General features: G+C 38.5%; 29 protein-coding genes and 1 tRNA gene. 19 read left to right on the forward strand and 11 right to left on the reverse strand.

The features are described from left to right. Positions 1 to 52: 52 nt before the first annotated feature. Positions 53 to 985, reverse strand: coding sequence for an IS5 family transposase (locus MKL62_RS08385; RefSeq protein WP_001040033.1), 933 nt, complete (start codon positions 983 to 985; stop codon positions 53 to 55). Positions 986 to 1,026: 41 nt separating this feature from the next. On the opposite strand from MKL62_RS08385, the gene MKL62_RS08390 reads away from it, so the two are divergent. Continuing rightward, complete coding sequence (locus MKL62_RS08390) at positions 1,027 to 1,644, forward strand: HD domain-containing protein (protein ID WP_270899759.1); 618 nt, start codon at positions 1,027 to 1,029, stop codon at positions 1,642 to 1,644. Between the two features lie 136 nt (positions 1,645 to 1,780). On the opposite strand, the gene MKL62_RS08395 is transcribed toward MKL62_RS08390, so the two are convergent. The 5 genes from MKL62_RS08395 to MKL62_RS08415 form a co-directional block, all read right to left on the reverse strand. Further along, positions 1,781 to 2,566, reverse strand: coding sequence for a thiazole synthase (locus tag MKL62_RS08395; protein ID WP_001154366.1), 786 nt, complete (start codon positions 2,564 to 2,566; stop codon positions 1,781 to 1,783). 13 nt (positions 2,567 to 2,579) lie between these two features. Beyond that, positions 2,580 to 2,777 (reverse strand): sulfur carrier protein ThiS, encoded by a 198-nt coding sequence (gene thiS / locus MKL62_RS08400; RefSeq protein WP_001167820.1) that lies wholly within the window; start codon positions 2,775 to 2,777, stop codon positions 2,580 to 2,582. 13 nt (positions 2,778 to 2,790) lie between these two features. Next, positions 2,791 to 3,156, reverse strand: a complete 366-nt coding sequence (locus MKL62_RS08405; protein ID WP_000264715.1) for a DUF423 domain-containing protein — start codon at positions 3,154 to 3,156, stop codon at positions 2,791 to 2,793. Between the two features lie 110 nt (positions 3,157 to 3,266). Beyond that, positions 3,267 to 4,133: an RNA polymerase sigma factor RpoH gene (gene rpoH / locus MKL62_RS08410; RefSeq protein WP_001285359.1), complete on the reverse strand. Its 867-nt coding sequence runs from the start codon at positions 4,131 to 4,133 to the stop codon at positions 3,267 to 3,269. Positions 4,134 to 4,266: 133 nt separating this feature from the next. Further along, a complete protein-coding gene (locus MKL62_RS08415; protein WP_000108398.1) occupies positions 4,267 to 4,512 on the reverse strand; it encodes a sulfurtransferase TusA family protein in 246 nt (81 codons plus the stop codon). Between the two features lie 374 nt (positions 4,513 to 4,886). Between MKL62_RS08415 and MKL62_RS08425 the strand changes: the two genes are divergently transcribed. After that, positions 4,887 to 5,099, forward strand: coding sequence for a cold-shock protein (locus MKL62_RS08425; RefSeq protein ID WP_000126912.1), 213 nt, complete (start codon positions 4,887 to 4,889; stop codon positions 5,097 to 5,099). 103 nt (positions 5,100 to 5,202) lie between these two features. Further along, a complete protein-coding gene (gene rhlB, locus MKL62_RS08430) occupies positions 5,203 to 6,354 on the forward strand; it encodes an ATP-dependent RNA helicase RhlB (protein ID WP_000200418.1) in 1,152 nt (383 codons plus the stop codon). 37 nt (positions 6,355 to 6,391) lie between these two features. Here rhlB and MKL62_RS08435 read toward each other — a convergent pair whose 3' ends face one another. Then, complete coding sequence (locus MKL62_RS08435; protein WP_000720499.1) at positions 6,392 to 6,772, reverse strand: hypothetical protein; 381 nt, start codon at positions 6,770 to 6,772, stop codon at positions 6,392 to 6,394. A 203-nt stretch (positions 6,773 to 6,975) separates the two neighbouring features. On the opposite strand from MKL62_RS08435, the gene MKL62_RS08440 reads away from it, so the two are divergent. The 12 genes from MKL62_RS08440 (at position 6,976) to MKL62_RS08495 (ending at position 19,337) form a co-directional block, all read left to right on the forward strand. After that, entirely contained in the window at positions 6,976 to 7,551 is a 576-nt protein-coding gene (locus tag MKL62_RS08440; RefSeq protein WP_000132176.1) for a nitroreductase family protein, read from the forward strand. 34 nt (positions 7,552 to 7,585) lie between these two features. Beyond that, the gene (locus tag MKL62_RS08445) at positions 7,586 to 8,659 is read left to right on the forward strand and encodes an NAD(P)H-dependent glycerol-3-phosphate dehydrogenase (RefSeq protein ID WP_000807316.1); all 1,074 of its coding nucleotides are present in this window, start codon (positions 7,586 to 7,588) and stop codon (positions 8,657 to 8,659) included. 56 nt (positions 8,660 to 8,715) lie between these two features. Next, on the forward strand, positions 8,716 to 9,171 hold the full coding sequence (locus MKL62_RS08450) for a SixA phosphatase family protein (RefSeq protein ID WP_005128270.1): 456 nt from the start codon (positions 8,716 to 8,718) through the stop codon (positions 9,169 to 9,171). 22 nt (positions 9,172 to 9,193) lie between these two features. Continuing rightward, on the forward strand, positions 9,194 to 10,333 hold the full coding sequence (gspL, locus tag MKL62_RS08455; protein WP_005128271.1) for a type II secretion system protein GspL: 1,140 nt from the start codon (positions 9,194 to 9,196) through the stop codon (positions 10,331 to 10,333). Further along, entirely contained in the window at positions 10,333 to 10,812 is a 480-nt protein-coding gene (gene gspM, locus MKL62_RS08460) for a type II secretion system protein M (RefSeq protein ID WP_000782998.1), read from the forward strand. Before gspL ends, gspM begins: the two co-directional genes overlap by 1 nt. An 89-nt stretch (positions 10,813 to 10,901) precedes the next feature. Next, complete coding sequence (locus tag MKL62_RS08465; protein ID WP_000966986.1) at positions 10,902 to 11,906, forward strand: quinone-dependent dihydroorotate dehydrogenase; 1,005 nt, start codon at positions 10,902 to 10,904, stop codon at positions 11,904 to 11,906. Between the two features lie 6 nt (positions 11,907 to 11,912). Continuing rightward, a complete protein-coding gene (locus tag MKL62_RS08470; RefSeq protein WP_001091966.1) occupies positions 11,913 to 12,500 on the forward strand; it encodes a CvpA family protein in 588 nt (195 codons plus the stop codon). Positions 12,501 to 12,525: 25 nt separating this feature from the next. Next, on the forward strand, positions 12,526 to 14,067 hold the full coding sequence (gene purF / locus MKL62_RS08475) for an amidophosphoribosyltransferase (protein ID WP_000334670.1): 1,542 nt from the start codon (positions 12,526 to 12,528) through the stop codon (positions 14,065 to 14,067). 78 nt (positions 14,068 to 14,145) lie between these two features. Next, positions 14,146 to 16,035, forward strand: coding sequence for a M48 family metalloprotease (locus tag MKL62_RS08480; RefSeq protein ID WP_000665946.1), 1,890 nt, complete (start codon positions 14,146 to 14,148; stop codon positions 16,033 to 16,035). Positions 16,036 to 16,135: 100 nt separating this feature from the next. After that, on the forward strand, positions 16,136 to 16,786 hold the full coding sequence (locus MKL62_RS08485) for a hypothetical protein (RefSeq protein WP_005128272.1): 651 nt from the start codon (positions 16,136 to 16,138) through the stop codon (positions 16,784 to 16,786). 11 nt (positions 16,787 to 16,797) lie between these two features. Further along, on the forward strand, positions 16,798 to 17,763 hold the full coding sequence (locus MKL62_RS08490) for a 2-hydroxyacid dehydrogenase (protein ID WP_005128273.1): 966 nt from the start codon (positions 16,798 to 16,800) through the stop codon (positions 17,761 to 17,763). 146 nt (positions 17,764 to 17,909) lie between these two features. Next, entirely contained in the window at positions 17,910 to 19,337 is a 1,428-nt protein-coding gene (locus MKL62_RS08495; RefSeq protein ID WP_085941241.1) for a M48 family metalloprotease, read from the forward strand. 90 nt (positions 19,338 to 19,427) lie between these two features. Here the strand turns inward: MKL62_RS08495 and MKL62_RS08500 are convergent, their stop codons facing one another. Both MKL62_RS08500 and rpsU read right to left on the reverse strand, forming a co-directional pair. Continuing rightward, on the reverse strand, positions 19,428 to 19,874 hold the full coding sequence (locus tag MKL62_RS08500; protein ID WP_005128275.1) for a GatB/YqeY domain-containing protein: 447 nt from the start codon (positions 19,872 to 19,874) through the stop codon (positions 19,428 to 19,430). A gap of 26 nt (positions 19,875 to 19,900) precedes the next feature. Continuing rightward, complete coding sequence (rpsU, locus tag MKL62_RS08505) at positions 19,901 to 20,116, reverse strand: 30S ribosomal protein S21 (RefSeq protein ID WP_001136722.1); 216 nt, start codon at positions 20,114 to 20,116, stop codon at positions 19,901 to 19,903. Positions 20,117 to 20,261: 145 nt separating this feature from the next. On the opposite strand from rpsU, the gene tsaD reads away from it, so the two are divergent. Further along, positions 20,262 to 21,272, forward strand: a complete 1,011-nt coding sequence (gene tsaD, locus MKL62_RS08510) for a tRNA (adenosine(37)-N6)-threonylcarbamoyltransferase complex transferase subunit TsaD (RefSeq protein ID WP_000636263.1) — start codon at positions 20,262 to 20,264, stop codon at positions 21,270 to 21,272. A gap of 2 nt (positions 21,273 to 21,274) precedes the next feature. On the opposite strand, the gene MKL62_RS08515 is transcribed toward tsaD, so the two are convergent. Together MKL62_RS08515 and MKL62_RS08520 are read right to left on the reverse strand one after the other, a co-directional pair. Beyond that, positions 21,275 to 22,378: a DUF6670 family protein gene (locus tag MKL62_RS08515; RefSeq protein WP_005128277.1), complete on the reverse strand. Its 1,104-nt coding sequence runs from the start codon at positions 22,376 to 22,378 to the stop codon at positions 21,275 to 21,277. A 103-nt stretch (positions 22,379 to 22,481) separates the two neighbouring features. Next, positions 22,482 to 23,363: an ATP-binding protein gene (locus tag MKL62_RS08520; RefSeq protein WP_000190819.1), complete on the reverse strand. Its 882-nt coding sequence runs from the start codon at positions 23,361 to 23,363 to the stop codon at positions 22,482 to 22,484. Between the two features lie 178 nt (positions 23,364 to 23,541). Here MKL62_RS08520 and MKL62_RS08525 point away from each other — a divergent pair, with 178 nt between their 5' ends. From MKL62_RS08525 to MKL62_RS08535, 3 genes are all read left to right on the forward strand, one after another. Continuing rightward, on the forward strand, positions 23,542 to 25,050 hold the full coding sequence (locus MKL62_RS08525; protein ID WP_005128278.1) for a DUF3336 domain-containing protein: 1,509 nt from the start codon (positions 23,542 to 23,544) through the stop codon (positions 25,048 to 25,050). Further along, entirely contained in the window at positions 25,037 to 25,840 is an 804-nt protein-coding gene (locus tag MKL62_RS08530; protein WP_005128279.1) for a protein kinase domain-containing protein, read from the forward strand. Before MKL62_RS08525 ends, MKL62_RS08530 begins: the two co-directional genes overlap by 14 nt. Positions 25,841 to 25,945: 105 nt before the next feature. Continuing rightward, positions 25,946 to 26,030: transfer RNA gene (locus MKL62_RS08535), tRNA-Leu, on the forward strand.

Genomic DNA, 26,030 nt, shown 5'->3' on the forward strand with positions numbered 1-26,030 from the left:
GGCTTTGTTGCATAAAGCCTTTGAAGGTAAAGTTTTCCTAAGTTGCTAAAATTTAGGTTACAACTTGGGTATGAGGTCTGCCTAATTCTGTAAATTTATTTAATACGGCTACACGTGCATGGATCTCATTCACTTGGCTGTCAAAATTCCTTGAGTAGAGTTTATCGCCTAATAATTTGATGCAATGCATCTTGGTTTCGACCAAACTTCGCCGATGATAACCAGACCACTTTTTCCAAAGGGCTCTTCCTAGACGCTTAACTGTTTTTAGTAATTCATTTCTCTCTTGCGAATGAACTTTTGTATCTTTCCACGGTTTCGCATTTTTTCTTGGCGGAATCACCGCATATGCTTGACGATCTGAGATCACTCGTCTGCAGCATTTAGTGTCATAGGCTCCATCGGTATAGACAGAATCTACTCGCTCATCAAGTGGTATTTGACCAAGTAAATCACCGAGCACCTGTGAATCACTGATATTGTTCGTTGTGAGCTGAACTGCACGTATTTGCAGCGTTTCAGCATCTATACCAATGTGAAGCTTACGCCATTGTCGACGATATTCAGGCTGATGTTTCTTCCGTTTCCATTCACCTTCGCCCAAAAACTTTAAACCAGTTGAATCTACGAGTAGATGTAGACCATTGCTACTTTTTTGGTAGCTAATCGCAATATCAATATGTTTTTGTCTTCTGCAAAGCGTCGTATAGTCTGGCGCTGTCCAATCTAATCCGCAAAGTTTAATCAGGCTTTGTACAAAGCCAGTGACCATGCGTAGAGAAAGACGAAATATGGATTTAATCATTAAGCAGCATTGGATGGCTGTATCGGAATAAGTTTGATTTCGACCATGTTGGCTTTTTGGTTGAGCATACCATTGTGTTTTGGGATCAAACCAAATGGCAATATTCCCACGATTAATGAGAGCTCGGTTGTATGTGGGCCAATTGGTTGTACGGTAGATTTTAGGTGTAGGCTTATTCATCTCAAAATTATATTGTGGAATAAGCCTTTAGAGACAGGTTTGTGCAACAAAGCCTATTAAAACTGGAACTTTTTTGGTTTGAGCTGCATCAGCATTATCATTTTTCTGAACCGCAGAAAATTTTAAATGAACTTATTGCTGCTTATAGTGAAAAGCAGCGAGCCTACCACACCGTACAACATTTATATGAATGTTTGAGTTTAATTGAGACGATTCAGTCCGAATTAAATGATCCGTATGCTGTTGCATTGGCTCTCTGGTTCCATGATGTAGTCTACGAACCTCAAGCGCTAGATAATGAACTTAAAAGTGCCGAGTTATTTGAGCAATTAATGGCTCAAGATTTACAGCTCGATACAATGCAGAAAATAAAGCGTTGGATTCTTGCGACTCAAAAGCATGCACCAACCGGTGAAACAGATTTGCAATTTTTGTTAGATATCGATTTAGCTATTTTGGCAGCAACACCTGAACGTTTTATCCAGTATGAACAGCAAATTCAGCAAGAATATGCTTGGGTTGATCCAGAAGTATATGCGATTAAGCGAAAAGAAGTTTTAAAGCATTTTTATCAGTCTGAGCCGCTTTATCAAACTGCATATTTCCAAAAGAATTTTGAGTTAAACGCCAAGCAAAATTTAAAGAAAATATTGGAATAGCCTAAGCTAAATGTAAAATTTAGATCTGTTGATTGAATAAAGATATATAGATTTTTAATCTTTTTTGAAAAGTGAAAATGGTTACATGAGAGGAGAGAGGAACCACTGAAAAAAGCAGTGATTCCTTAGAAATAAATTATTTAAAGAAATAACCTGTTTCTGGTGAACTTGCATTTGCCATGCGTTTGCGTGGCATACGCCCAGCTAAAAATGCTTCACGTCCTGCTTCAACAGCTTTCTTCATTGCAGAAGCCATCAAAATAGGATTTTGAGCCGCTGCAATCGCTGTGTTCATCAATACGCCATCACAACCAAGTTCCATCGCAATAGCAGCGTCACTTGCTGTACCAACACCTGCATCTACTAAAACCGGTACTTTGGCATTTTCTTTAATAATTGAAATGGTATGCGGGTTTAAAATACCTAGGCCTGAACCAATCAAACTACCTAAAGGCATAATTGCAACACAACCCATACTTTCAAGTTCTTGAGCAATGATTGGGTCGTCAGAGGTATAGACCATAATCTCAAAACCGTCATCAATCAAAGTGCGAGCGGCTTTTAAAGTCTCGGTTACATTTGGATATAAAGTTTTTTCATCACCCAACACTTCAAGTTTTACTAGGTTATGACCATCCAGTAGCTCGCGCGCTAGCATACACGTGCGTACTGCGCTATCAGCGTCAAAACAACCTGCAGTATTTGGCAAGATTGTATATTTCTCTGGTGGAATGACAGAAAGTAAATTCGGTTGATCTGGATTTTGTCCAATATTCACACGGCGGATTGCGACAGTTACGATTTCTGCACCACTAGCTTGAATAGCTAAATCCGTTTCATTTAAGTCTTTATATTTCCCTGTTCCTACCAATAAACGAGATTGAAAAGAACGTGAACCAATAATGAGAGGGGTGTCTTGCATGGATAACTCCGACTTAGCCGCCGCCAACAGCGTGAATAATTTCGATACGGTCATGTTGAGCAATCGTAATTTGCTCTAATTTGCTTTTAGGCACGATTTGCTGATTGTGTTCAACAGCAAAACGTTTTCCTTCAAGCGCCAGTTCCTGAATGAGTTGCAACAGGTTTTGGCTAGGCGTGTCCGTTAATTCGCCATTTAAATAAATTTGCATGATCACATTCCGATTATTTTGCGTATTTGAAAGCATTCCAAGCCAAGATTAGCCATCCAGCAATCATCAAAGCTCCACCTATTGGCGTAATTGCGCCTAATATCCGCGGTAAACCCAATGCCATGATATAAAGCGAACCACAAAAGAACAGAATGCCAATCTGAATAAGCAAGAAAGATAACTTGATTGGGAAATGAGGAAGAACCTTGCTTAAAATACCAAGCGCTAACAATCCAAGCGCATGATAAAAAAAGTAGTCGGTTGCAGTCTGCCACCAAGCAAGTTGTTCAGGGCTCGCGTGAGCTTTAAGACCATGTGCTCCAAAAGCACCCAACATGACTGCGAAAGCAAGATTAAGGGCTGAAATGGCAATCCACATAACAAAAAACGCAACTGAATAATGAAAGGCAACGTTACCATAGAATAGGTTGGCTAAACATAGCCAGATAAAACAAAAGGGCTTATCGCCCTTTTATTTTTTCATTTTCTTTAGCTTGCAGACATTGCGACTTTAATTTTTTCCATCGCATTCTTTTCAAGCTGACGAATACGTTCGGCAGAAACATTATATTCGGCAGCAAGCTCATGGAGGGTAGATTTATCGTCATCTAACCAACGACGCTGCAAAATATTACGTGAACGGTCATCTAGCTGGTTCATTGCGTCATGCAAAGCAGATGTACTTTGTTCTTCCCAATCCTCATTTTCTACTAAACGAGCAGGGTCATAACGATTATCTTCAAGATATAACACTGGCGCAGTGTGCGGGGTGTCATCATCGTCATCGCCTTGAGCTTCAAAAGCAGCATCATATGCTGTTAAACGACCTTCCATTTCCAAAACTTGTTCTGGAGTAACATTTAAGTCGTTTGCAATAGATTGTGCTTCTTCTAATGTGAGCTTTTTACTCGATTTTTTTAAGCTGCGTAAATTGAAGAAAAGTTTACGCTGAGCTTTGGTTGTTGCAATTTTTACAATACGCCAGTTACGAATAACATATTCGTGAATTTCTGCCTTAATCCAGTGGACGGCAAAAGATACAAGACGTACGCCCATATTTGGGTCAAAACGTTTTACGGCTTTCATTAAGCCTAAGTTACCTTCTTGAATAAGGTCACCTTGAGGTAGGCCATAACCTGCATAGCTGCGCGCAATGTGAACGACGAAGCGTAAATGCGACATTACCAGCATTTTTGCGGCATCAAGATCTTGGTCATAATAATAACGCTCAGCAAGCTCTTTTTCTTGCTCAGCCGTTAAAATAGGAATCTGATTGACAGTACTGATATATGCACCAAGGTTTACACCGGGCGCAGACAATGACAGGGGCATCAATTGATTGCTGCTGTCACTCATGAGTTCTCCTTATAGGATAGGATGGATTAACCAATAAGTTCATCTTAATTTGAATCGGCTTCATAATTAAGGAAAATTGGGTATAGAAATGTAAAATTTTATGCAGTTTCTAATCTTTTAGTTTAGCAAAGAATTATTGAGTTTCAATTAAATAGTGAAATTCTCTTTCTGAAATCTGCATGGTTTGACACGTAAAATGATGTAATTGGCAATAACGTGTTACATCAATTTCACTATGCGGGTCAGATGATTTTAATAAGAATAGTTGTTTTCCCGATAATTTTTTAAGTTCACGTTTCAACATTAATAATGGCATTGGACAAGGTTGGCCAAGGGCATTAATTTCAATAGGCGTCGTAGCGGAAGAAGTAGTGCTCATTCATCATCAAAACAACTAAAAAAATTATTTTAACAAATTTTTGTAAACACTACATAACTTTATATAAAGAACAACTAATCAATACTGATAAAAATTATTGTAATAAGCTGTTTAAAAAAACAGCTAAAAATAGGGGAAATAAATAAAAAAAATTCTATTAATTGTCATAAACCCGTGTTAAGCTCGAACCGTTTTAGGAATTACCACACAGTTAAATTGTTTTAATAACCCTATAACAAATGGATGTAACCGGAAATTGTTGATAGTTTTACAGAATGATTACAAGCTTTAAGATTATAAAAATTTTAAAACCTTGTTTGCTCTGCTGTTTGCAACACCGGAAGGTCCTTTTTTCATCATCTGAGGATTGACTTATGACAGCTCGTGAACAAGGCGTAGTAAAGTGGTTTAATGACACTAAAGGCTTTGGTTTTATTCAACGTAACGGCGGCGACGATGTATTCGTTCACTTCCGTGCAATCGTAGGTGACGGTCACCGTTCTCTACGTGACGGTCAACGTGTAGAATTTAGCGTTGTACAAGGTCAAAAAGGTTTTCAAGCTGAAAACGTTCAGCCTTTAGACTAATTCATCTTTTTGATGAATCATGGACGCTCCAATTTTTGAATTGGGGCGTTTTTGTTTATAATGATCTTCTCATTCGAGAGATTGTTTGTTAGAGCGCGTATTTATGACATCTGGTTTTGAAACCTTGAATTTACATCCGCAACTTAAAAAGGCGATTGATGCTTTAGGGTTTACTCAAATGACCCCAATTCAGCAAAAGGTTTTAAAATATACATTAGCCGGGCATGATGCAATTGGGCGAGCACAGACAGGAACAGGTAAAACTGCTGCCTTTCTGATTAGTGTAATTAATGATTTGCTCAATAATCCGGTTCAGGAGCAACGCTTCCGTGGTGAGCCTCGTGCTTTAATCTTAGCACCTACTCGTGAGTTGGCATTGCAGATTGAAAGTGATGCAAAATCTCTCACAAAATTTTCTAATTTACACCTAGTGACCCTATTAGGTGGCGTTGATTTCGATAAGCAGAAGAAGCAACTTGATGCTAATTTTGTCGATATCATGGTTGCCACACCAGGGCGTTTAATTGATTTTGTAGAACAAAAAGAAGTTTGGCTCGATCAAATTGAATTTTTAGTGATTGATGAAGCTGACCGTTTATTGGATATGGGCTTTATTCCTTCGGTAAAACGTATTGTGCGTTATTCACCACGTAAGGAACAACGTCAAACCTTAATGTTCTCTGCAACATTTAGTTATGATGTCTTGAACTTGGCAAGACAGTGGTTATTTGAACCAGTAACTGTTGAAATTGAACCTGAACAAAAGACCAATAATGATGTCGAACAACGTGTTTACGTTGTGGCTAAACAAGATAAATATCGTCTTTTACAAGATATTTTACGTGAAGAGCCAATTGATAAAGTTATGATCTTTGCCAATCGCCGTGATCAGGTACGTCGTCTTTACGACCATTTGAAAAAAGATGGATATAAAGTGGGGATGCTATCTGGTGAAATTGCTCAAGATAAACGTTTAAAAATGTTGGAGCAGTTTAAGCAAGGCAAACATAACATCATGATCGCAACCGATGTTGCTGGTCGTGGTATTCATGTAGACGGCGTATCACATGTAGTGAATTTTACATTACCTGAGCAGTCTGATGATTATGTCCATCGTATTGGTCGTACAGGTCGTGCAGGGGCACAAGGGGTAAGTATTAGTTTCTTATCTGAAGATGATGCTTTCTATTTACCCGAAATTGAAAAAGCAATTGGTAAGAAATTGCCTCTAACCCGACTAGATGGTTATTGCTAATAAAAAATCCCAATCATTTGATTGGGATTTTTTTTGATTAATTTATTTTACAATAGAAGGTAAGCGTTGTTTGATAGTCATCATCTTTTGCTAAAGATGCATTTTTACCCGTTAAAGTACCGATGACACCCGCAGCAGCTTCTACCATTTGACCAGTCTTTTCACTTACCACATCTTTTAAAACCCCGTGATAAGACGTTTTTTCATCAACAATAACTGGTGTTGTGCTCTTAGAGCATGTTTTTTGTGCCGCAGTAACCGCATTATTCTTTGCAATTAAATTGGTTTTGCCAATTCCAGTCACTTCAAACTGATTATTTTCTTTTTGAATTGCTAAAGTGTTTTTAGGCGTGGTTGCACAAGCACCTAGTAATAAAACAACACCGCTCATTGCGGTCGCTAAAATTATTTTTTTCATAATGCACCTAAGTTAATCACCAAAAGATAGGGTTATTTGAACATAAGTTTTCTAATTGATTTTGAAGACGTTGTATGAGTTTTGATGTTTTGTATTAAAAAATGTCAAACTATGAATTCACTAAGTTTATAAGCTAGATTCAATGGTGGATTAACGGTAGATTATGCTAATCTATTTCGAATTTTTGAGTTAGATTAATATTAATGACGGATTCAGCAATACAAATAATTCACCAAAATATTCATCAGCGTCAGTCTATTGGCCAATTAGTTGAGCCAGCCCCAAATACAGATCAGTTAGAGTTGGCTTTTCAGGCAGCTTTAACAGCTCCAGATCATCATAGACTTAAGCCAACGCATTTTGTAATTGTGTCAGGTGACCAACGTGCTGCTTTTGGTGAAGTTTTGGCAAAAGCATTGGTCGATTTGGGTGAGTCTGATCCTGCACAGCTTGAACGTGTGAAGCAACATCCTTTTCGAGCTCCTTTACTCATTTTAGCTCTTACGCAGTTACAAGATCATCCGAAAGTTCCACACTTCGAACAAATTTTGAGTACAGGCGCAGCAGTACAAAATCTTTTGTTATCTTTACAAGCTCAAGGGTTCTCGACCATGTGGCGTAGTGGTGCCGTTGTCGAATCAAACTGGTTAAAACAGCATTTAGGTCTGCAACCACATGATTTGATTTCAGGTATTATTTATGTCGGCACAGCAGCTAAAGCAATTGCACCGCGTGCAGATATTGATAGTAAAGAATTCGTAAAAGTTTGGCAGGCTTAAACGTCTGTAAAAGTAAGAAATAGGATAATAAAGCATGGCTGAATTTAAGTTTACAGATTTGGTGGAACCTGTTGCGGTCGATAAAAAAACGGCATTACGTATTACCGTTTTAGGGGGCGGTAGCTTTGGTACAGCTATGGCAAATTTAGCTGCTCGTAATGGCTGCGATACTATGATCTGGATTCGTGATGCCGAAACAGCAGAAGAAATTAATAAAACCCATATTAATAAACGTTATTTACCAGACTTCACTTTAGAATCTTCATTACGTGCAGTTTCTGATCTTGAGCAAGCGGTATGTGATCGAGATATTATTTTAGTTGCAATTCCAAGCCACTCATTCCGTGACGTTTTAAAACAAATAGCACCTTACATTACCGCGCAAGCTGTTGTGTCTTTAACCAAAGGTGTTGAAGCTAAAACATTTAGCTTTATGAGCGATATTATTCGTGAAGAATTACCAGAAGTTCCGTATGGTGTGTTGTCAGGACCAAATCTTGCTAAAGAAATTATGGCAGGTATGCCTTCTGGTACTGTAATTGCAAGTGATTCTGAACTCGTCCGTTATGCCGTACAACATGCACTTCATAGTGCGTTATTCCGCGTTTTTGGTAGCGATGATGTGCATGGAGTTGAGTTAGGCGGTGCGCTTAAGAATATTTATGCCGTTGCTATGGGAATTGGAGCAGCATATAAAATTGGTGAAAATACCAAGAGTATGATTTTAACGCGTGCTTTGGCTGAAATGAGCCGTTTCGCGGTAAAACAAGGTGCAAACCCGCTCACGTTCTTAGGTTTATCTGGAGTAGGTGATTTATTTGCGACTTGTAATAGTCCATTAAGCCGTAATTATCAAATTGGTTATGCGCTAGGTTCTGGTAAAACGCTTGAACAAGCGAGTAAAGAATTAGGTCAAACTGCAGAAGGTATTAACACGATTGTTCAGGTGCGTGGCAAGGCACAAGAACTAGACGTATATATGCCAATTACCAATGCTTTATATGAGGTCATTTTTGAAGGCGCTCCACCATTAAATATTGCACTTTCTCTTATGAAAAATGGACACCGTAGTGATGTCGAGTTTGTTTTACCTCATCATGAAGTCTGACGAATAAATGTCATAAATTGTGGTTATAATGCAGGAATTGTTTACAAGGAAATTTTATGCAACTGACATTAGTTCGTCATGGGGAAGCTGCTCCGCCAGTAAATGGTAATGATATTAAACGTCCCCTTACTGCGCGTGGACATGCACAGGCTGAGCAAACGGCAACCTTTTTAAAAGATATTGTAAAACCAGATATTTTTGTTGTTAGTCCTTTGCTGCGTGCTCAGGAAACGTTGGCGCATATCCAGACCTATTTTAAAGATGTGCCAGTGCTGTTATGCGACAAAATTAAGCCTGACGATGATGCAAAAGAAGCGATTGAATGGCTATCTCAAATTCCTTATGAGTCGATTGTGGTTGTTTGCCATATGAATGTGGTATGGCATATGGCAGAGTTACTTACTCATGAAAATTTCAATCCATTTGCACTTGCTGAAGCTAGAATTTATGATCAAGCTGTTATTGCAAATGGTTTATCAACACAAAAAAATAGTTTTATACCCACAATATAATTAAAAAGGTTATTTAGCCCACATGCTGTACATATGGATGCCTGAAACCAATGGAGTTTGGCATTGGTCTAACGGAGAAAACTGGTTGCAGGCTGCAAGTCTCGATCAATTAATACAAGACTTGCAAATACATCAAGGAAAAGAAGCTACGGTCTTTTTTCCGAGTCGTCATGCTCAAATGCTTCAGCAAACGATGGCAAAGTCCCATTACAAACAGCTTGGCGCTGATGGGGTTAAATATCTACTTGAAGAGTTTGTGACTTTACCGATTGATCACATGAAAGTGGTTCACCATTTTCATGCCGATCAGTTAACTGTTTTGGGTGTTGCTCAGGGGATGGTAGAGACATGGCAACATTCTTTAGCTTTGTTACCAACCAAACTTGTGGCTTTGTTGCCAGATTTTCTAGTTTTACCTGAACCACAAGCTCAGCAAGTTATTCTGTGTAATATTGATCATCAGCTTTTGGTGCGTGAGAATAAGTGGTTAGGTAATTCCATTGATGACTTGGGGCTTTTTTTAGAGTTCCAGTCAGCCGAAACACATTATCAATATAGCGGTTTAACAGCAGAGCAACTAGAGAGTTTAGAAGCTGCCTCAAGCGCAGAGCAACGTTCTGAGTTTATTTATCAATTTCAGCCTTTAGATAAAACTAAGCAGCATCCTTTTAATGTTTTGCCAAAATCAAAAGGGCAAGAACGTACTTTCTCTAACTATTGGAAAGCTTGTGCCGCCGTTGTTCTAGCAATTATTGTCGTGCAGTTTAGCTATGATTTATTGCGTTGGGTAAAATTGAAAAAGGTGGCAGATCAGACTGCTGAACAGGCAATTGAGCAATATAAATATTGGTTTGGTCCATCTAGTCGTGTGACTGAACAAAATATTAAAGGACAATTCGAAAGTCATTTAAGAATGAGCCAGCAAGGTGATACCCAGGCACTTTCTCTGTTAAGCCGGGTTGGGCCTATTTTAATGCAAAGACAGATTTTAGCTCAGCAACTCAATTATGATGCTTCAATCTTAACAATGGCATTAAAAGCAAAATCAGCAGATGATTTGCAAGCTTTAACCCAACAACTTAATCAACAAGGTTTTAAAGCTGAGTTAGGTAATGTTCAAGCTGATGGTAGTGGTGCGATTGGGGTGGTGAAAATACAATAATGAAAATGTTAGCTCAGTTGCAAAACCGTTTTGATCAGTGGGTTGAACAAATTGTTCAATATTTAGATCGCTTAACTGTCCGTGAACGTATTATGGTGGTCTTTACTACTATTTTTGTTGTAGTCGTCATTGTTGGATATTCACTTTGGAAAATGCATTCCTTGGCAGAACAACAGCAAAAACGTTTAAATGATTTAAAAGATTTGATGGTGTGGATGCAGAGTAATGCAGTCACGATGAAGCCTGCCAATGAGCTTGAACTAGATAAGTCTGGAAAAATACAACGAGTAGCTCAGCAACAAGGTTTAACTGTGTCTTCCCAGCAAAATGGGGAACAGTTACAAATTATTGTAACACATCAGAATTATGCAATTTTGGCTAACTTTTTAACACAACTTGCACAGATGGGCTTAAGTATTCAAAAGATGGAAATGGTTTCTAGTGAAGGTCAGATTAAATTAACAGCGACAGTTCAATAACATATCAAAATATGCTTGTGTCAAGCATGGTGTTTTGTGCTGCCTGTGCCTATAATATGCGTACCTAAAATCAGTAGACTGTGATTGGTATGTTATATTCACTTGCTCGCCCGATGTTGTTTAGTTTAGCACCAGAGCGTGCCCATGAATTAACATTATCCATGCTTGATAAAGCGCATAAGCTAGGCATGATGCGCCAGACCGTAGAAGCAAAGCCAACTACATGTATGGGAATCGAATTTCCTAATCCGGTAGGGTTGGCAGCTGGTCTTGATAAAAATGGTGCTCATATTGATGCATTAGCTGGGTTGGGTTTCGGTTTCATTGAAATTGGTACAATTACACCTCGCCCACAATCTGGTAACCCAAAACCACGTTTATTCCGTATTCCTGAAGCTAAAGCTATTATTAACCGCATGGGTTTTAATAATGATGGCGTTGATAAGCTAATCGAGAATGTTAAAGCATCAAAATTTAGAGGCATTTTAGGAATTAATATTGGTAAAAATGCTGATACACCTGTCGAAAAAGCCGTTGATGATTATTTGATTTGTCTTGAGAAAGTTTATAACTACGCTTCATACATTACGGTTAATATTTCGTCTCCAAATACTAAAAATTTGCGTAGTTTGCAAAGTGGTGATGCATTAACTGAATTATTGCAAACCTTAAAAGCACGTCAACTTGAGTTGGCAGAGCAATATAATCACTATGTACCTTTAGTTCTTAAAGTCGCTCCAGACTTAACAGCTGAAGATGTTGAATTTATTTCGGCACAATTATTAGATTTTAAAATTGATGGTCTTATTGTGACGAACACGACCTTATCGAGAGAAGGGGTAGAGAACCTGCCTTACGGTAATGAGTCAGGTGGTTTGTCGGGTGCACCTGTATTTGAAAAAAGTACGGAATGTTTACGTTTATTTGCTCAAACATTAAAAGGACAAATTCCTTTAATTGGTGTGGGCGGAATTTTGTCGGGTGAACAAGCTGCAGCGAAACAACAGGCTGGAGCAACGCTTGTACAAATTTATAGTGGTCTGATTTATACGGGACCAACGCTTGTGAAGCAATGTGTGGAAGCCATGACTTAATTGAACATGAACACCATTGATATCATCATTCTGATACTTTTGCTCATTGGGGGGCTAAACGGTTTGCGACAAGGATTTATAAAAGCCTTTGCGAACTTGGTAGGATGGATTTTTGCATTAATTATGGGTGCAAAATATGCTGTTCTTCTAGCTCCGTCAATGTCAGGTTTAAGTCAGGATCCGGTGGTTCAAAAGATCGCGGCTTTCGCTTTTATTGCACTTTTAATTATCGTTTTAACTTGGATCGTCACTGCATTTTTAAATGGCCTCTTGAAAAGTTTGAAGTTGGGGCCATTAAATCGTTTAGCAGGTGGTGCTTTTGGTTCGTTGAAAGGTTTATTGGTTGTTCTTATTACCATGCAGGGTGTTGGTCCTTGGGTAGAAAGTTCGCCTCATTGGAAACAATCCAAATTTATCCAGTTTTTATTGCCTTATGCACCTTTAGCGACAGAGCTTTCTAAAGATGCAGCAAGTGAGGCATTTCATCAGATAACATCTGGGGGCGGTGTAACGCGCACTTCTCCAAAACCAATGGACGAGTCGGAGGAAACAGAGCTTCGACCTGACCATTCAACAAAGAATCCTTTTTATTAATTCCTAGCTTGTCTGCGAGGTTGCTATGTGTGGAGTTGTTGGTATAGCCGGTAAATCGCCAGTGAACCAAATGTTGTTTGATGCATTAACGATGTTGCAACATCGTGGGCAAGATGCAGCTGGAATAGTAACCTGCCATGAAGGCCGTCTTTTCCTTCGTAAGGATAACGGTATGGTACGTGATGTTTTTCATACTCGTCATATGAGAGCATTACTTGGTAATTATGGTATCGGTCATGTGCGCTATCCAACTGCCGGTTCTTCGAGCAGTGCGGAAGCTCAACCATTTTATGTGAACTCACCTTACGGTATTACACTTGCACATAATGGTAACTTGACAAATGCAGAAGAAATTCATGATGACCTGTTCAAAACAGATTTGCGTCACATGAATACGGACTCTGATTCGGAAGTTCTTTTAAACGTCTTTGCTCATGAATTGCAAAAGATAGGAACTTTAAATCCTACACCGGAAGATATTTTCCATACCGTTTCACGTGTACATGAGCGCTGCCAAGGTGCTTATGGTGTCGTGGCAATGATTACTGGTCACGGCTTAGTTGGTTTCCGTGATCCAAATGGTATCCGTCCGCTTATTTACGGTTCTCGTGTAACTGAGCAAGGCGAGATGGAATATATCATTGCATCAGAATCTGTAGCGATTACAGCGCTTGGCTTTAAAATTGAGCGTGATATTGCTCCGGGTGAAGCAATTTTCATTAATGCTGACGGTGAGTTATTTACAAAGCAATGTGCGGCAGATCCAAAATACCGTCCATGTATTTTTGAATATGTTTATTTTGCTCGTCCAGATGCAATTATTGATGGTATTTCGGTTTATAAAGCTCGCTTAAAAATGGGTGAGAAATTAGCGCATAAAATTTTGCGTGACTGGGGTGAAGACCATGATATTGACGTGGTTATCCCAATTCCAGATACAAGCCGTACCTCAGCTTTAGAGTTGGCAAATATTCTTGGCGTGAAGTTCCGTGAAGGTTTTATGAAAAACCGTTATATCGGTCGTACCTTTATTATGCCAGGTCAACAACAGCGTAAAAAATCTGTACGTCAGAAATTAAACCCTGTTGAGTTAGAGTTTAAAGGCAAGAACGTTCTATTAGTGGATGACTCAATTGTGCGTGGTACAACGTGTAATGAGATCATTCAAATGGCGCGTGACTCAGGTGCGAAAAAAGTATACTTTGCTTCAGCTGCACCGAAAGTAATGTATCCGAACGTATATGGTATCGATATGCCTGCTAAAACTGAGCTTATTGCTTCAGAACGCAGTGTAGAAGAAATTCAGGAAATTATTGGTGCTGATCGTTTAATTTTCCAAGATTTGGAAGATTTGAAGAACGCTGTACGTACAAGTAAAGTACCTACATTAACCGAGTTTGATTGCTCTGTTTTTGATGGTATCTATGTAACTGGTGGAATTGATGCAGACTATCTGAATAATTTGGAGCAGAAACGTAATGATTCTGCGAAAAAGAAAAAAGATGGTTATATTGATGTCAATATTGATGCAGCATCAGTAGATTTGACCGGTATTAAAGAAGAATAGAAATAGCCGAAAAAAGCGGGTATTTCCCGCTTTTTTCTTTTATGATGAAACTTAACAATGTAATTGGGATTATTTACATTGAAAGAAGTAAGCCACTATTTAATAGAAAATAAAAATATGGCATGGTCCATCACTATGTGTTTGGTCGCTGTGCTTTTAACTATTTTTATTTTAAATCTAATTTTAGGTTTACTTGTTCATTTCTTTGATTATAGCGAGCCGATTTGGTGGCATGCTTTAAGTCCATATTTTATTGCTCTTTTGCTTTTTATTATGGTTTGGTCTGTGGTGACCGAACTTTATATTTTGCGTAAAGGTGGCCATTCACTTGCCAAGCAGTTGAAAGCTCGTCGTTTGGTAAAAGGTGAAAGTACACCAGAAGAACATGCCGCATTAAAAATTACAGAACATCTGGCACAAACATTTTCCCTGAACGTTCCAACACTTTATGTTTTACCTGATGAAGTAGGTGTTAATGCATTAACGGCAGGTTTTCACTCGAATGATATTGTAATTATTTTAACTTGGGGTGCCTTACAGAACCTTGATGAGCTAGAGCTATATGGCTTATTGGGTCATGAATTTAACCAGATTTTATCGGGTGAAGCAGTAGAAAATACTAAACTAAAAATTTTATATAGTGGTTTGACTACTTTTAGTCAGTGGGGGAGTAAGCTCGCCAAACAAGGGTTTAAGCGCTACAGTCCGGGTTATAAGCATAAGTTCGAGACTGTATTTGTAGCCGTAGGGGGTGTGATTTGGTTGGCGGGAAGTTTAGGTGTTTTAATCACTCGTTTTATTAAATATTTAACATTAAGTGGTCGTACATTTCGCAATGACCAAAAAACGATGCGGTTATTAAAAAATAGCACTAATACCCAAACTTTATTGCGTATTTACGTTCACCATTCTGGTTCGCAGATTCATAGTGCTTATTCTGAATCGATTGCACATATGTGTTTTGCGAATTCACTTAGCCCGCAAAGTTGGATGAATATTCACCCAAGTATTCGTGAACGTATTTATGAGCTTAACCCAACTTTATTACAAGATTTGCAATTAGAAAATTTAAAGAAACTTCGAAATCGTCCTTTATTTAGTTTGTTCCATGTACTAGAAGAATCTGAGACTGAAATTTATACGCCGTGGTCATCTCCACAACCTTTGCCTTTGTTGCGTCTTTCTCCAATCAGTTTTGCTTTGAATGATGCAATTAAGCCGTTAAGCAGTGATATCCGTCGTAATAAAAAGCGGCCTGAACTTATTCAACGTGCATTACAAACTGCGACTGGTTCACGTGAGGTGATGGTTGCTATTTTAATGATTCGTCAATATCGAGAATTTATTCCACAAGATGCGCCAGTAAGCCATGCAATTGTGGATGCCTTACTTAATCTTGATGGGCGTATTCATATTCAAATATTTCATGATGCATGTAAAAATATTGGTCATATGCCTGCCAGTATTGCTCGTCAATTTTTGACTAAACTGGCCCTTATTATTCAGGAAGATGGGGAAATTGGATTACTTGATGCACTTCTACTCGAGCGTGTTAAGTACGAGTTAAACTTGATGCCACTTCATTTGCCGACAGCATTTGAAGAGGTAAAACCTCAAATTGTTCGTTTAATTGATGCATTACTTCATGTGCAACAAATCAATAGTCCGAATCAGTTAGAGGTTCGCGAACGTATCTTACGTTCTTTGCTTAATCCTGATGAAATGCATATTTATGATGAAATTTCGGATGAACCTTTAGACTTAGCAGAAATTTTAAATGATATTGCTGGGCTATTGCTGCGTGACCGCTTAAGTATATTGGCAATTGCTGAAATGTGCTTGTGGAGTGATCGCATTATTACTCAAGATGAACTTGATGTGCTTGAGTTGCTTTATTGGCGATTTGGTTTTGAGTCTGATGAAATTGTAGAGCAAATGCAGAAGAAAAATAGCGTTATGATTATTTAAGAAACATATGTAGTTTCCAAAGAGTATCATTAAAAGAAAACGCTGAAAAAAAATCAGAAGCCCGTTAGAATGTGTGTAGATTAGAGGTACTGATTTAGACATGAGTGGGCAGCAAAGAAATATACTGGCAACTTTAGGAATAGACGTATGGATTCCTAGAACACAAGTGTGCCAAAAAAATAATGCCCATACTTTGTGGCGAGATCAGGTTGTTGAACCTCATGAGTCAATTACCGTACCTACCATAGATGTTCCTGCTTTTGAGCAAAAGAACACTCAGCCACAGGTGCTTGAAATTCCTAAAGTGGTGGAAGAGCCATCAATAGTGGTTGCAGAAGTCTCGCAGCCAGAGAAACTTGTAGAAAAACCTAAAGTCATTGAGCAAGAGACAATTGCTCCATTTGAGTTACAGGCTTATTGTCTTGAAAAATGTGTAATTTTTGTTGATGTAACGGCTTTGGAAGCAGAAGAAAAACAACTTTGGGCAAATATACAAAAGGCGAAGGTGGGACAATATTCTGAATTAAGATGGCCTTTCGCTCTGGCAGCCTATCAAGATCAACGAGGGGTAGGTTCTTATATTCAAGGTTTCTTAGATGCTGTAGCAGCAGAGAAAAAGATTTTATGTTTGGGTAAATGTACCTATATTCAACATGCAGATATTATTCATTTAGCTAGTTTAAAAGAAATGTTAGATAAGCCTCTTCTTAAGAAAAGGTTGTGGCAACTTATGCAAGATAACAATGAGTAGTAGGGATTTACATGAAAAAGGTTGTGGTTTTTAGCCAAATTGATGAGGAAATTTTGTCACGGTTACAGCAGGATTACCATGTTGTCGTATTGAACCCTAAACTGAGTGATATTAATGAACAGATACGACAAGAAGTAGTAGATGCTGATGGCATGATTGGGGCGGGTCGTTTGCTCAATGAAAGTAATCTTTCTCCTGCCCAAAAATTAAAAATTATTTCTTCTGTGACTGTAGGTTATGACAATTATGATGTTGGTTATTTAAATCAGAAAAAAATCTGGTTAGCAAACACACCTCATGTTCTAACTGAAACGACCGCAGATCTTGCTTTTACTTTGTTATTAAGTGCAGCCAGAAAAGTCCCTTTTCTAGATCACTGGACTAAACAAGGTGAGTGGAAAAGAACAGTTGGGCCACAGCAGTTTGGTCTCGATGTTTTTGGAAAAACCTTAGGTATTATTGGACTTGGTAATATTGGAGCTGCAATTGCACGTCGTGGCTTTTATGGATTTAACATGAATATTGTTTACCATAATCGTCGCGAGAAACCTGAGTTAGCGGAACCTTTAAAAGCTCAATATCTGGGGTTGGAAGAATTATTACAACAATCTGATTTTGTAGTGACGGCTGTTGACTTAAATGCGGAATCTAAAGCTTTAATGGGCAAGGCTCAATTTGAGCTTATGCAAAAGCATGCCATATTTATTAATATTGCGCGTGGCTCAGTTGTCGATGAGCAAGCCCTAATTGAAGCATTGCAAAATGAAGTTATTTTTGCGGCTGGTTTAGATGTCTATGAGAAAGAACCTCTGCAAGAATCTGCACTTTTCAATTTGCCGAACGTTGTCACTTTGCCTCACGTAGGTTCTGCTACAGCTGAAACACGTAAGAAAATGGCAAATTTTGCTTATAAAAACTTGGTGGAAGCACTAGAGGACAAGACGCCTAGATATTTAGTGAATCCTAATTTTGTGTAAAGGATGAATAACACTTCATTGCAAATATAGTCTATTTTCAATGTTATAGTGAAAGCCTGTTGATATGATGCAAAATAACTGAAGCATGATATTGATGGGCTTTTTTGTTATTTTAATTTTTAATAAGAGAAGAACTTTTGAAATTTTTGCCAGTTATTTTAAGTTTGGCTTTGATAACAAATGCCTCTTACGCTAATCCTTTTGACCCCAAGCCAGCTTCTGGACAGGTTGAAATTCCAAATATTGGAAGTGGAATAGGGCTGCTCGACCAACAGAAAGAAAAATTTATTGGCGAAAAAGTTTTCCGTGAAGTTCATAAGCAAATGCCGGTTATACAGGATGTATGGCTAGAAGATCAGTTTTTTCAAGTTTTCTCTAATATTTTAAGTGAAACTCAGCTGGGGCAGCCTATCGCCTTGGTTGTAATTAAAGACCCTCAAATTAACGCATTTGCTGTTCCAGGTGGGTTATTTGCATTAAATACTGGCCTTATCTCATCGGCACGAAATATTGATGAAATTGCGGGGGTAATGGCCCATGAAATTGCTCACGTTTCGCAAAGGCACTTTAGTCGTTCGGAAGAAGCTTTTAAAGGACAAACCCTTTTAAGCTTGGCTGGTTTGTTGGCAGGGGTGGCTTTAGCTGCTCAGGCTGGTGGAGACGCTGGTGCCGCTGTTATGTTGGGTACACAAGCAGCACTTCTTGATAAACAGCTCACTTATAGTCGTAATCAAGAGCGTGAAGCGGATCGAATCGGTATGCAATATATGTATGCCGCTGGTTATAACCCGCAAAGCATGGCGGATTATTTTGAAACGATGCATAGAGCGACGAGCCGAGTAAGTTTTTTACCAGATTTTTGGCTGACTCACCCACTTACATCTGAACGTATGAGTGAGGCTCGCTTGAGAGCAAACCAGATGCCTAAAGTTAAAAGTCGAATATATGATGTCGATTTTGAAATTTTAAAATGGTATACCATGGTGGTTGCTGGAGAAGCTACTGAAAATCAGTTGCAAAGTCTGGCATCGCAAAAAAATCTGGCAGGCTTATTGGCTTTGTCGGCTTTCTATCTTAAACAAGGTGATTATACTCAAGCCCAAGCAACGTTGGAGCAGGCGAAATCAAGCGGTAAGCCATTAGTCGCCTTAATTCAAACAGATATTTATTTAGGCCAGAATAAACTTGATCAGGCCTATAATTCGATTGCTCCCTTGCAAATGACAATGCCTGAAAATAAAGCTTTTAGCTACAAATTGGCTGAGGTTTTATTGCGTCAAGGCAAATATGCTCAAGTGCAAACTTTGGTGCAGCGTTTTATTAATAAAAATGCCCGAGATATTCAAGGTTGGCAATTATTACAACAAGCCGCTAATTTAGATAAAAATTCACCATTAAGAGCTGTGAATGTATTGCGATATCGTGCTGAAGCACAGTACTGGTCTGGTAGTGAAGAGGATGCAATTAAATCGATGTTGCATGCACAACGTCTTGCAAAAGGTAATCAGGCCATGTCAGCCAGAATAGATAGTCGATTAAAGCAAATGCAAGATGAGCGACGAATGAAAATTTAAGGTCTAGGATGACTTTGGAATTTTCACAGGCATAAATATACTTAAACTTACGAGAAAATTTAATTTAAGGAGATATAAGAAGAGAGGGGATTAAGCTAATTTAGCTTTAATCTTTGCTGAAACTTGAGCAGGATCGGCACGCCCGGCTATGATCGGACGTAGAGAATTCATCACCTTACCCATATCTTTCATGCTAGTTGCTTCTTGAGCAGCAATCGTTTGCTCAATGAGAGAATCAAGCTCTTCCTCAGTCATAGCTTCTGGTAGAAACTGAGATAAAACCTCAGCTTCGGCTTGTTCTTTACTAGCTAAATCATTACGACCAGCACCTTCAAAGGCTTTGATCGATTCTTTACGTTGTTTAATTTGCTTTTCAATGACCGCAAGAACCTGAGCGTCGTCAAGCTCTATGCGCTCATCGACTTCGATTTGCTTAATTGCTGCTTGTAGACTACGCAAAACCGTCACTGTTGCCATATCTTTGGCACGCATAGAAGTTTTTAATGCATCAGTAATTTGGTTTTTTAAAGTAGTCATAATGTTAGCAGTCAATCACAAATTAATTAGTAAAGGCGAGTAGTACGTACAGATTCGCGAGCCAATTTCTTTTGGTAGCGTTTAACTGCAGCAGCTTTTTTGCGCTTACGTTCTTGAGTTGGTTTTTCGTAGAATTCGCGTTTACGAACGTCAGCTAAAACACCAGCTTTTTCGCATGAACGTTTGAAACGACGGATAGCTACGTCAACTGGTTCGCCTTCTTTCAACTTAACTTGTGGCATGTAAAATCCTCTAGATTATGGATAAGATCAGGCACACCATTGCGCCAGATCACAAGTGAAGGTCAGTATTTTACTCATTTACAACTCATATCACAAGTCTATAATAGCGATTGCAATATTTTGACTCATATAAAAGGCAGTTTTGATGATTGTTTTAGGCTTGGAAACTTCTTGTGATGAAACAGGGTTGGCACTTTATGATAGCGAACTCGGCTTACGGGGACAGGTTCTTTATAGCCAGATAAAACTTCATGCCGAATATGGTGGTGTGGTTCCAGAGTTAGCTTCTCGTGACCATGTTCGTAAGCTTATTCCTTTAATGAATCAGCTGCTTGAACAAAGTGGTGTTAAGAAACAGGAAATTGATGCAGTCGCATATACGCGTGGACCCGGGTTAATGGGAGCGTTAATGACTGGAGCCTTGTTTGGAAGAACTTTAGCTTTTTCTTTAAATAAGCCTGCCATCGGTGTTCACCATATGGAAGGACACATGTTAGCTCCTTTGCTTTCAAGCCAACCGCCTGAGTTTCCATTTGTTGCATTGCTTGTTTCAGGTGGTCATACACAATTGATGGCAGCTCATGGTATTGGTCAATATGAGCTATTAGGGGAATCAATTGATGATGCGGCGGGTGAAGCTTTCGACAAAGTCGCAAAAATGATGAATCTGCCGTATCCAGGTGGACCAAATATTGCTAAGTTGGCGTTATCTGGTGATCCTTTAGCATTTGAATTTCCACGCCCAATGCTTCATCAGGGCTTAGACTTTTCTTTTAGTGGTTTAAAGACGGCAGTTTCTGTTCAGTTGAAAAAATTGAACGGTGAAAACCGTGATGCTGATATTGCTGCTTCATTCCAAGAAGCCATTGTAGATACCTTAGTAAAAAAATCTGTAAAAGCTTTAAAGCAAACTGGTCTTAAACGTTTAGTAATTGCTGGTGGGGTAAGTGCAAATTTACGATTACGTGAACAGTTGGAAACTTCATTGGCGAAAATTAAAGCTCAAGTTTACTATGCAGAACCTGCTTTATGTACTGATAATGGTGCAATGATTGCATTTGCAGGTTATCAGCGTTTAAAAGCAGGTCAGCACGATGGTTTAGCTGTAACGACCACACCAAGATGGCCAATGACTGAACTTACTATTCCTGAGTAAGATTATTCATCTTCAAAGGCTTGAGGATTTTCGATATCAATATATTCGATGTATCCACGGCCTTGAACTTCATTGCCAAAATAATGACCAGTAAATATATAGCTACTTGCATAACCTCGCCCATGACCATAGCGGAATGGGCAGTCAATTTCTGCCTGAATGTTTAAGATAATTTGCTTTGCATCATTTCGAGCGATCCATGAAAAATATTTTGGAAGTCGCATTTTTTGCCCACTAGGTGAAACGAAGTCATCAACTTGATGCGAAATAATATCAAAGCTTACATCTGTGTAAATTTCAGCTGGCTGGTCCAGATGTCTAATATGCAGGGTGTATGCAGCTGTTTGTCCTGCAATATCGGCTTTGGTAAGAAGAAGTTGAGTGGCCTCGTTTAAATTGATAATTTGATAAGTAAAAAAATCAAGTGGCAGTTTATATGCATCAGGAATAAGTTTGTTTGTAATGGAATGAGGACCCACTGCTCGTGCATATTCGTAAGTACAAAGTCCTTGGGTTTCAATGTGTTTTGCTTGATAGTTTAAAAAACCTTTAAACTTTGCCAATAAACTAAAATGATCATAGATTGGTGTTTTTATAAACCATGAAACATGTGAAGTGATATCGATATCAAAGTCGAAATCAAACCCATCATAATGTCCATTAATATGGATGTGTGGAAATTTTCCTTGAATTGAAATTTCCTGACCTAGTTCTATTAAGGTTCCATCTTTATTAATTTTTGTATCTTCAGGAAAGATGTAGGCCTTCAGTAAAGCTTGTTCCAGAGCAGCTGTGCTTGAAAAGAAAGTAGCGGTTTTTCTCGGGTTACCAGTGATGATGTCATCATGATCAAAAGCAAGTGCACCTGGTGTACCGATTAAAATCATAATATTTAAGTAACGATGCGGCTCTGGTAAAAATGGGAAAAAGATACCGTAGTGTGCCCAGCTATAATATTTTTCGTCAATTCGTGGACGGATGATATGAGTTTGAGTAAAAGGAAGAGTTGAATATTTTTTTGCTTGGTCTAAAACGCCTTGTGCAAGTAATAAACTTTTAGCAAGCGCTTTACTTGTTGTAGAAATTTTTGGCAATTGTTTTTTCATATATAAACCTAAGGAAGGGCTATCTTTGTTTTAGGTTATGAAAAACAACTGCCAAAGCTAAGCGGTTTATAGGCCAAAGCTAAGGCTTTGCGGGACATTTTGTTTAATTGTTAGACAAATCTTTTAAGGCGTTTAAACCAATCCAATGCTTAGAAAACTGATAAGCAGCTCGACCAGAGCGCTGACCCCGCATTTGGCACCAACGCAAGCTTTCAGCACGAACTTCATCATTAAAAGGCATGTTTGCTTTATCTAGATAATGCTCTACGATTTCTAAATATAAGTTTTGATCCATTGGATAAAAAGATAACCACAAACCAAAACGGTCAGATAAAGAGATCTTTTCTTCAATCGCTTCTTGCGGATGAAGCTCGGTATATTGAGGCACATCTACTTTGGTTACAGGGGTGTTTTCATGCATGAACTCAGGTAACAAGTGACGACGGTTACTGGTCGCATAAATAATAAAATTTGTTGAACCCGACTGTAAGGAACCATCTAATACGCTTTTTAAACTACGGTAATTTTCATCTTCAGCATTAAATGCTAGATCATCACAATAGACGATGTATTTTTCAGGTCGGTTTTGAATAATTTTTTGAATTTTCGGTAAGTCTGCTAAATCATCACGTTCAATTTCAATCAAACGTAATCCTTGAGGTGCATACTCCGTGAGTAAAGCACGAACAATAGAGGATTTACCCGTACCACGTGAACCTGTTAAAAGTACATCATTTGCTGGTAAGCCATTTAAAAACTGCAAAGTATTTTGAATGATCTTTTCTTTTTGTCTTTCGATGCCTTTTAAGTCATCAAGATAAATATTTTTAGGTGTATAAATAGCTTTAAGCTGCTGGTTTTCCCATCTAAAAGCAGGGGCAGTAAAATCGGTCTCTTGTTTCGGTTCAGGTAAGACCTGCTGTAACTGATTTAATACAAGTGATAAGGTTTGAACTAAATTGTCGGGTAAATCAATGGTAGCCATGGTTAATCAATCATGTTAAACAGTAATTTACTAGGATACTAACACCGAAATTTGCAAGCTGACAAAAAAGATACGACTCATGCAGTTTATCGGTTTTGCAATTGATTGAAATGTTCAGACCGCGCATAGTGTTGTCATGTCTATTCAGTAAAATCATCTGTGAAGATGAGGACGAAATATGTTTGAAAAAATACGAAGTGATATGAATCCGCATCAGGCTTACCGTATCAAAAAATTACAACGTCAGTTAGACATGGCTGAATCTTATGAAGAGTGGAAGTCTTTTGCATTAAAACTGGATGAAGAAACTGGGGCACAAGAGTGGAAGTTTGATAATAGTTCGCCTTACTTCGATGCCGAGCTCATTTCTTATCGTTACACTTTACTGAAAAGATATCGTCAGCAACATCGCACTTTAGATTTGATTTATCTTTTAAAAGAAGGGTTGACCTACGATATTGCAAATATTGGCCACCCTATGTTGTTTGCCGCCACACATGTAGGCACAAAAAAATTAATTGAAGATTATATTGAAGAAGTCAGCCAAAGCTTGGCTTACATTGCATCTAGTGAATGTATTACATTCCAAAGAAAAGAAAAAATCGAATTTTTCGAAAACTGTGAAAAAGCATATGGACAACCTGCTCTTATGTTCTCGGGGGGAGCAACCTTAGGTCTTTTTCATACTGGTGTATGTAAGGCTTTAATTGAACAAGATTTAATGCCTAAAGTCCTGTCTGGTTCAAGTGCGGGTGCCATTATGACTGGCATGTTGGGAATTTCTGCCAGTGAAGATATCCAAAACTTGCTAAATGGTGAGCAATTTTTTAGTGATGTTTTTCACTTTAGAAAACTTCGTGAACTTATAAAAGGGAATGGTGGGATTGCCGATGTTCACTATTTAAAAAAATTCTTAATTGAAAATTTAGGTGATCTTACTTTTGAAGAAGCATTCAAAAAATCAGGTTTGAATATTAATGTCGCTGTTGCGCCCTACGATGCAACTGAAAACCCTCGAATTATGAATGCGATTATGACTCCAAATGTTTTGGTTTGGAGTGCGGTATTGGCTTCTTGTGCTGTGCCAGTTTTATTTCCACCTGTGCGTTTAACCAGTAAGCGTTATGATGGTGAACATACTCCATATATGGCAAATACTAAATGGGTAGACGGTAGTGTACGTAGCGATTTCCCACAAGAAAGAATGGCAAGACTTTATAATTTAAACTACACCATTGCCAGTCAAGTGAATCCGCATGTTGTACCGTTTATGCAAGATGATGCGCGCCGTTTCCGTAAAGACGTTTTAAGTTGGCCTGAACGAATTTTAAGACGCCAAGGTAAAGTACTTTCAATGGGGCTGATGGACTTTACACGGCAAAGATTAGGCGCGATTTCACCCGTAAGAAGACTGCTCGATCATGGATATGGCGTAGTAGGGCAGCGCTATTATGGTGATGTTAATATTATTGCCAAATATAGCTTAAAACATTATGCCTATACGCTACAAAACCCACGCCCACATTTGTTTAAACGTTTACAGCGAGAAGGTGAGCGCGCGACTTGGCCGAAAATCTCTTCTATTGAAACGCACGCGCGTATTGGTAAAACGATTCAGCACTGTTTAGAAGTTTTACGTTTTGAAGAAAAGAAACAACAGCCAGAATCTTATTATGCTGAAGCATGATTTTGCTTCTCATATAGACAACCTAAAATGTGCGACAAAGCCTAGAAGTGAAGCTTTAGGACGGCATCTATGGACATGTACTATAGATGCTGATTCCTACTGGTTAAAATTTCATTTGCCAAATGTACATGCTCAAAGTGAGCAAGATTTTTTGCATGAATTGCAATTTTATGAAGATATGCAGCATAAAAAAGTGAACTGGCTTTTGCCATTTAAAATTATCGAGGGCAGTACTGTTTCTCAACAACTACAATTTCAAGGAAGAGTATTAGTTTTACCGGATACAGATTGTTGGTTTGATGATTTAGATCAAAAGCAAAATTTAAAAAATATAAATGAGAAAATCTATCTGACACTTGTTAAGTTAGCAGAGCTTCATGAGTTAGGATGGATTCATGGTGATATTAAAAAAGAACATTTTCGAAAGTTTAAGCAAGAGCTTTATTTAATTGACTTTGAAAAAACACGACTTATTTCAAGCCCTGATCCAATAACTGATGCTACACCACGGTATATGGCGCCAGAGCTATTTCATGGTGCCAATAAAACCGTTCAAAGTGATTTATATGCATTGGGAATCGTATTGTATGAATGGTTAACGCAAACTCGTTTACAAGCAAATAGTTACCATGAGTGGGCGGTATTGCACTGTCAAAAATTAAATGTGGTATTACCAAGTTCGTTCCAAGTTTTCTTGCCACTACTTTCAGGCTTGTTACAAAAACAGCAGCAAAACCGGTTTTCAAATGTACATGAAGCGATAAATTGCTTAAAAATGCTCTCAACCTGATAAAAATCATTGATCTAGTAACTGTATACAAATTACTCGGTCAGTTTTTTTTGAAAAAAAAACACTTGTCACTGTTAGATCTTATCGCTAATATACACAGCCATCGGGGGCGTGGCGAAATTGGTAGACGCACTGGATTTAGGTTCCAGCGCCGCAAGGTGTAAGAGTTCGAGTCTCTTCGCCCCCACCA

This window comes from Acinetobacter sp. AOR01_HL (assembly GCF_027855455.1).
Lineage (GTDB): Bacteria > Pseudomonadota > Gammaproteobacteria > Pseudomonadales > Moraxellaceae > Acinetobacter > Acinetobacter baumannii.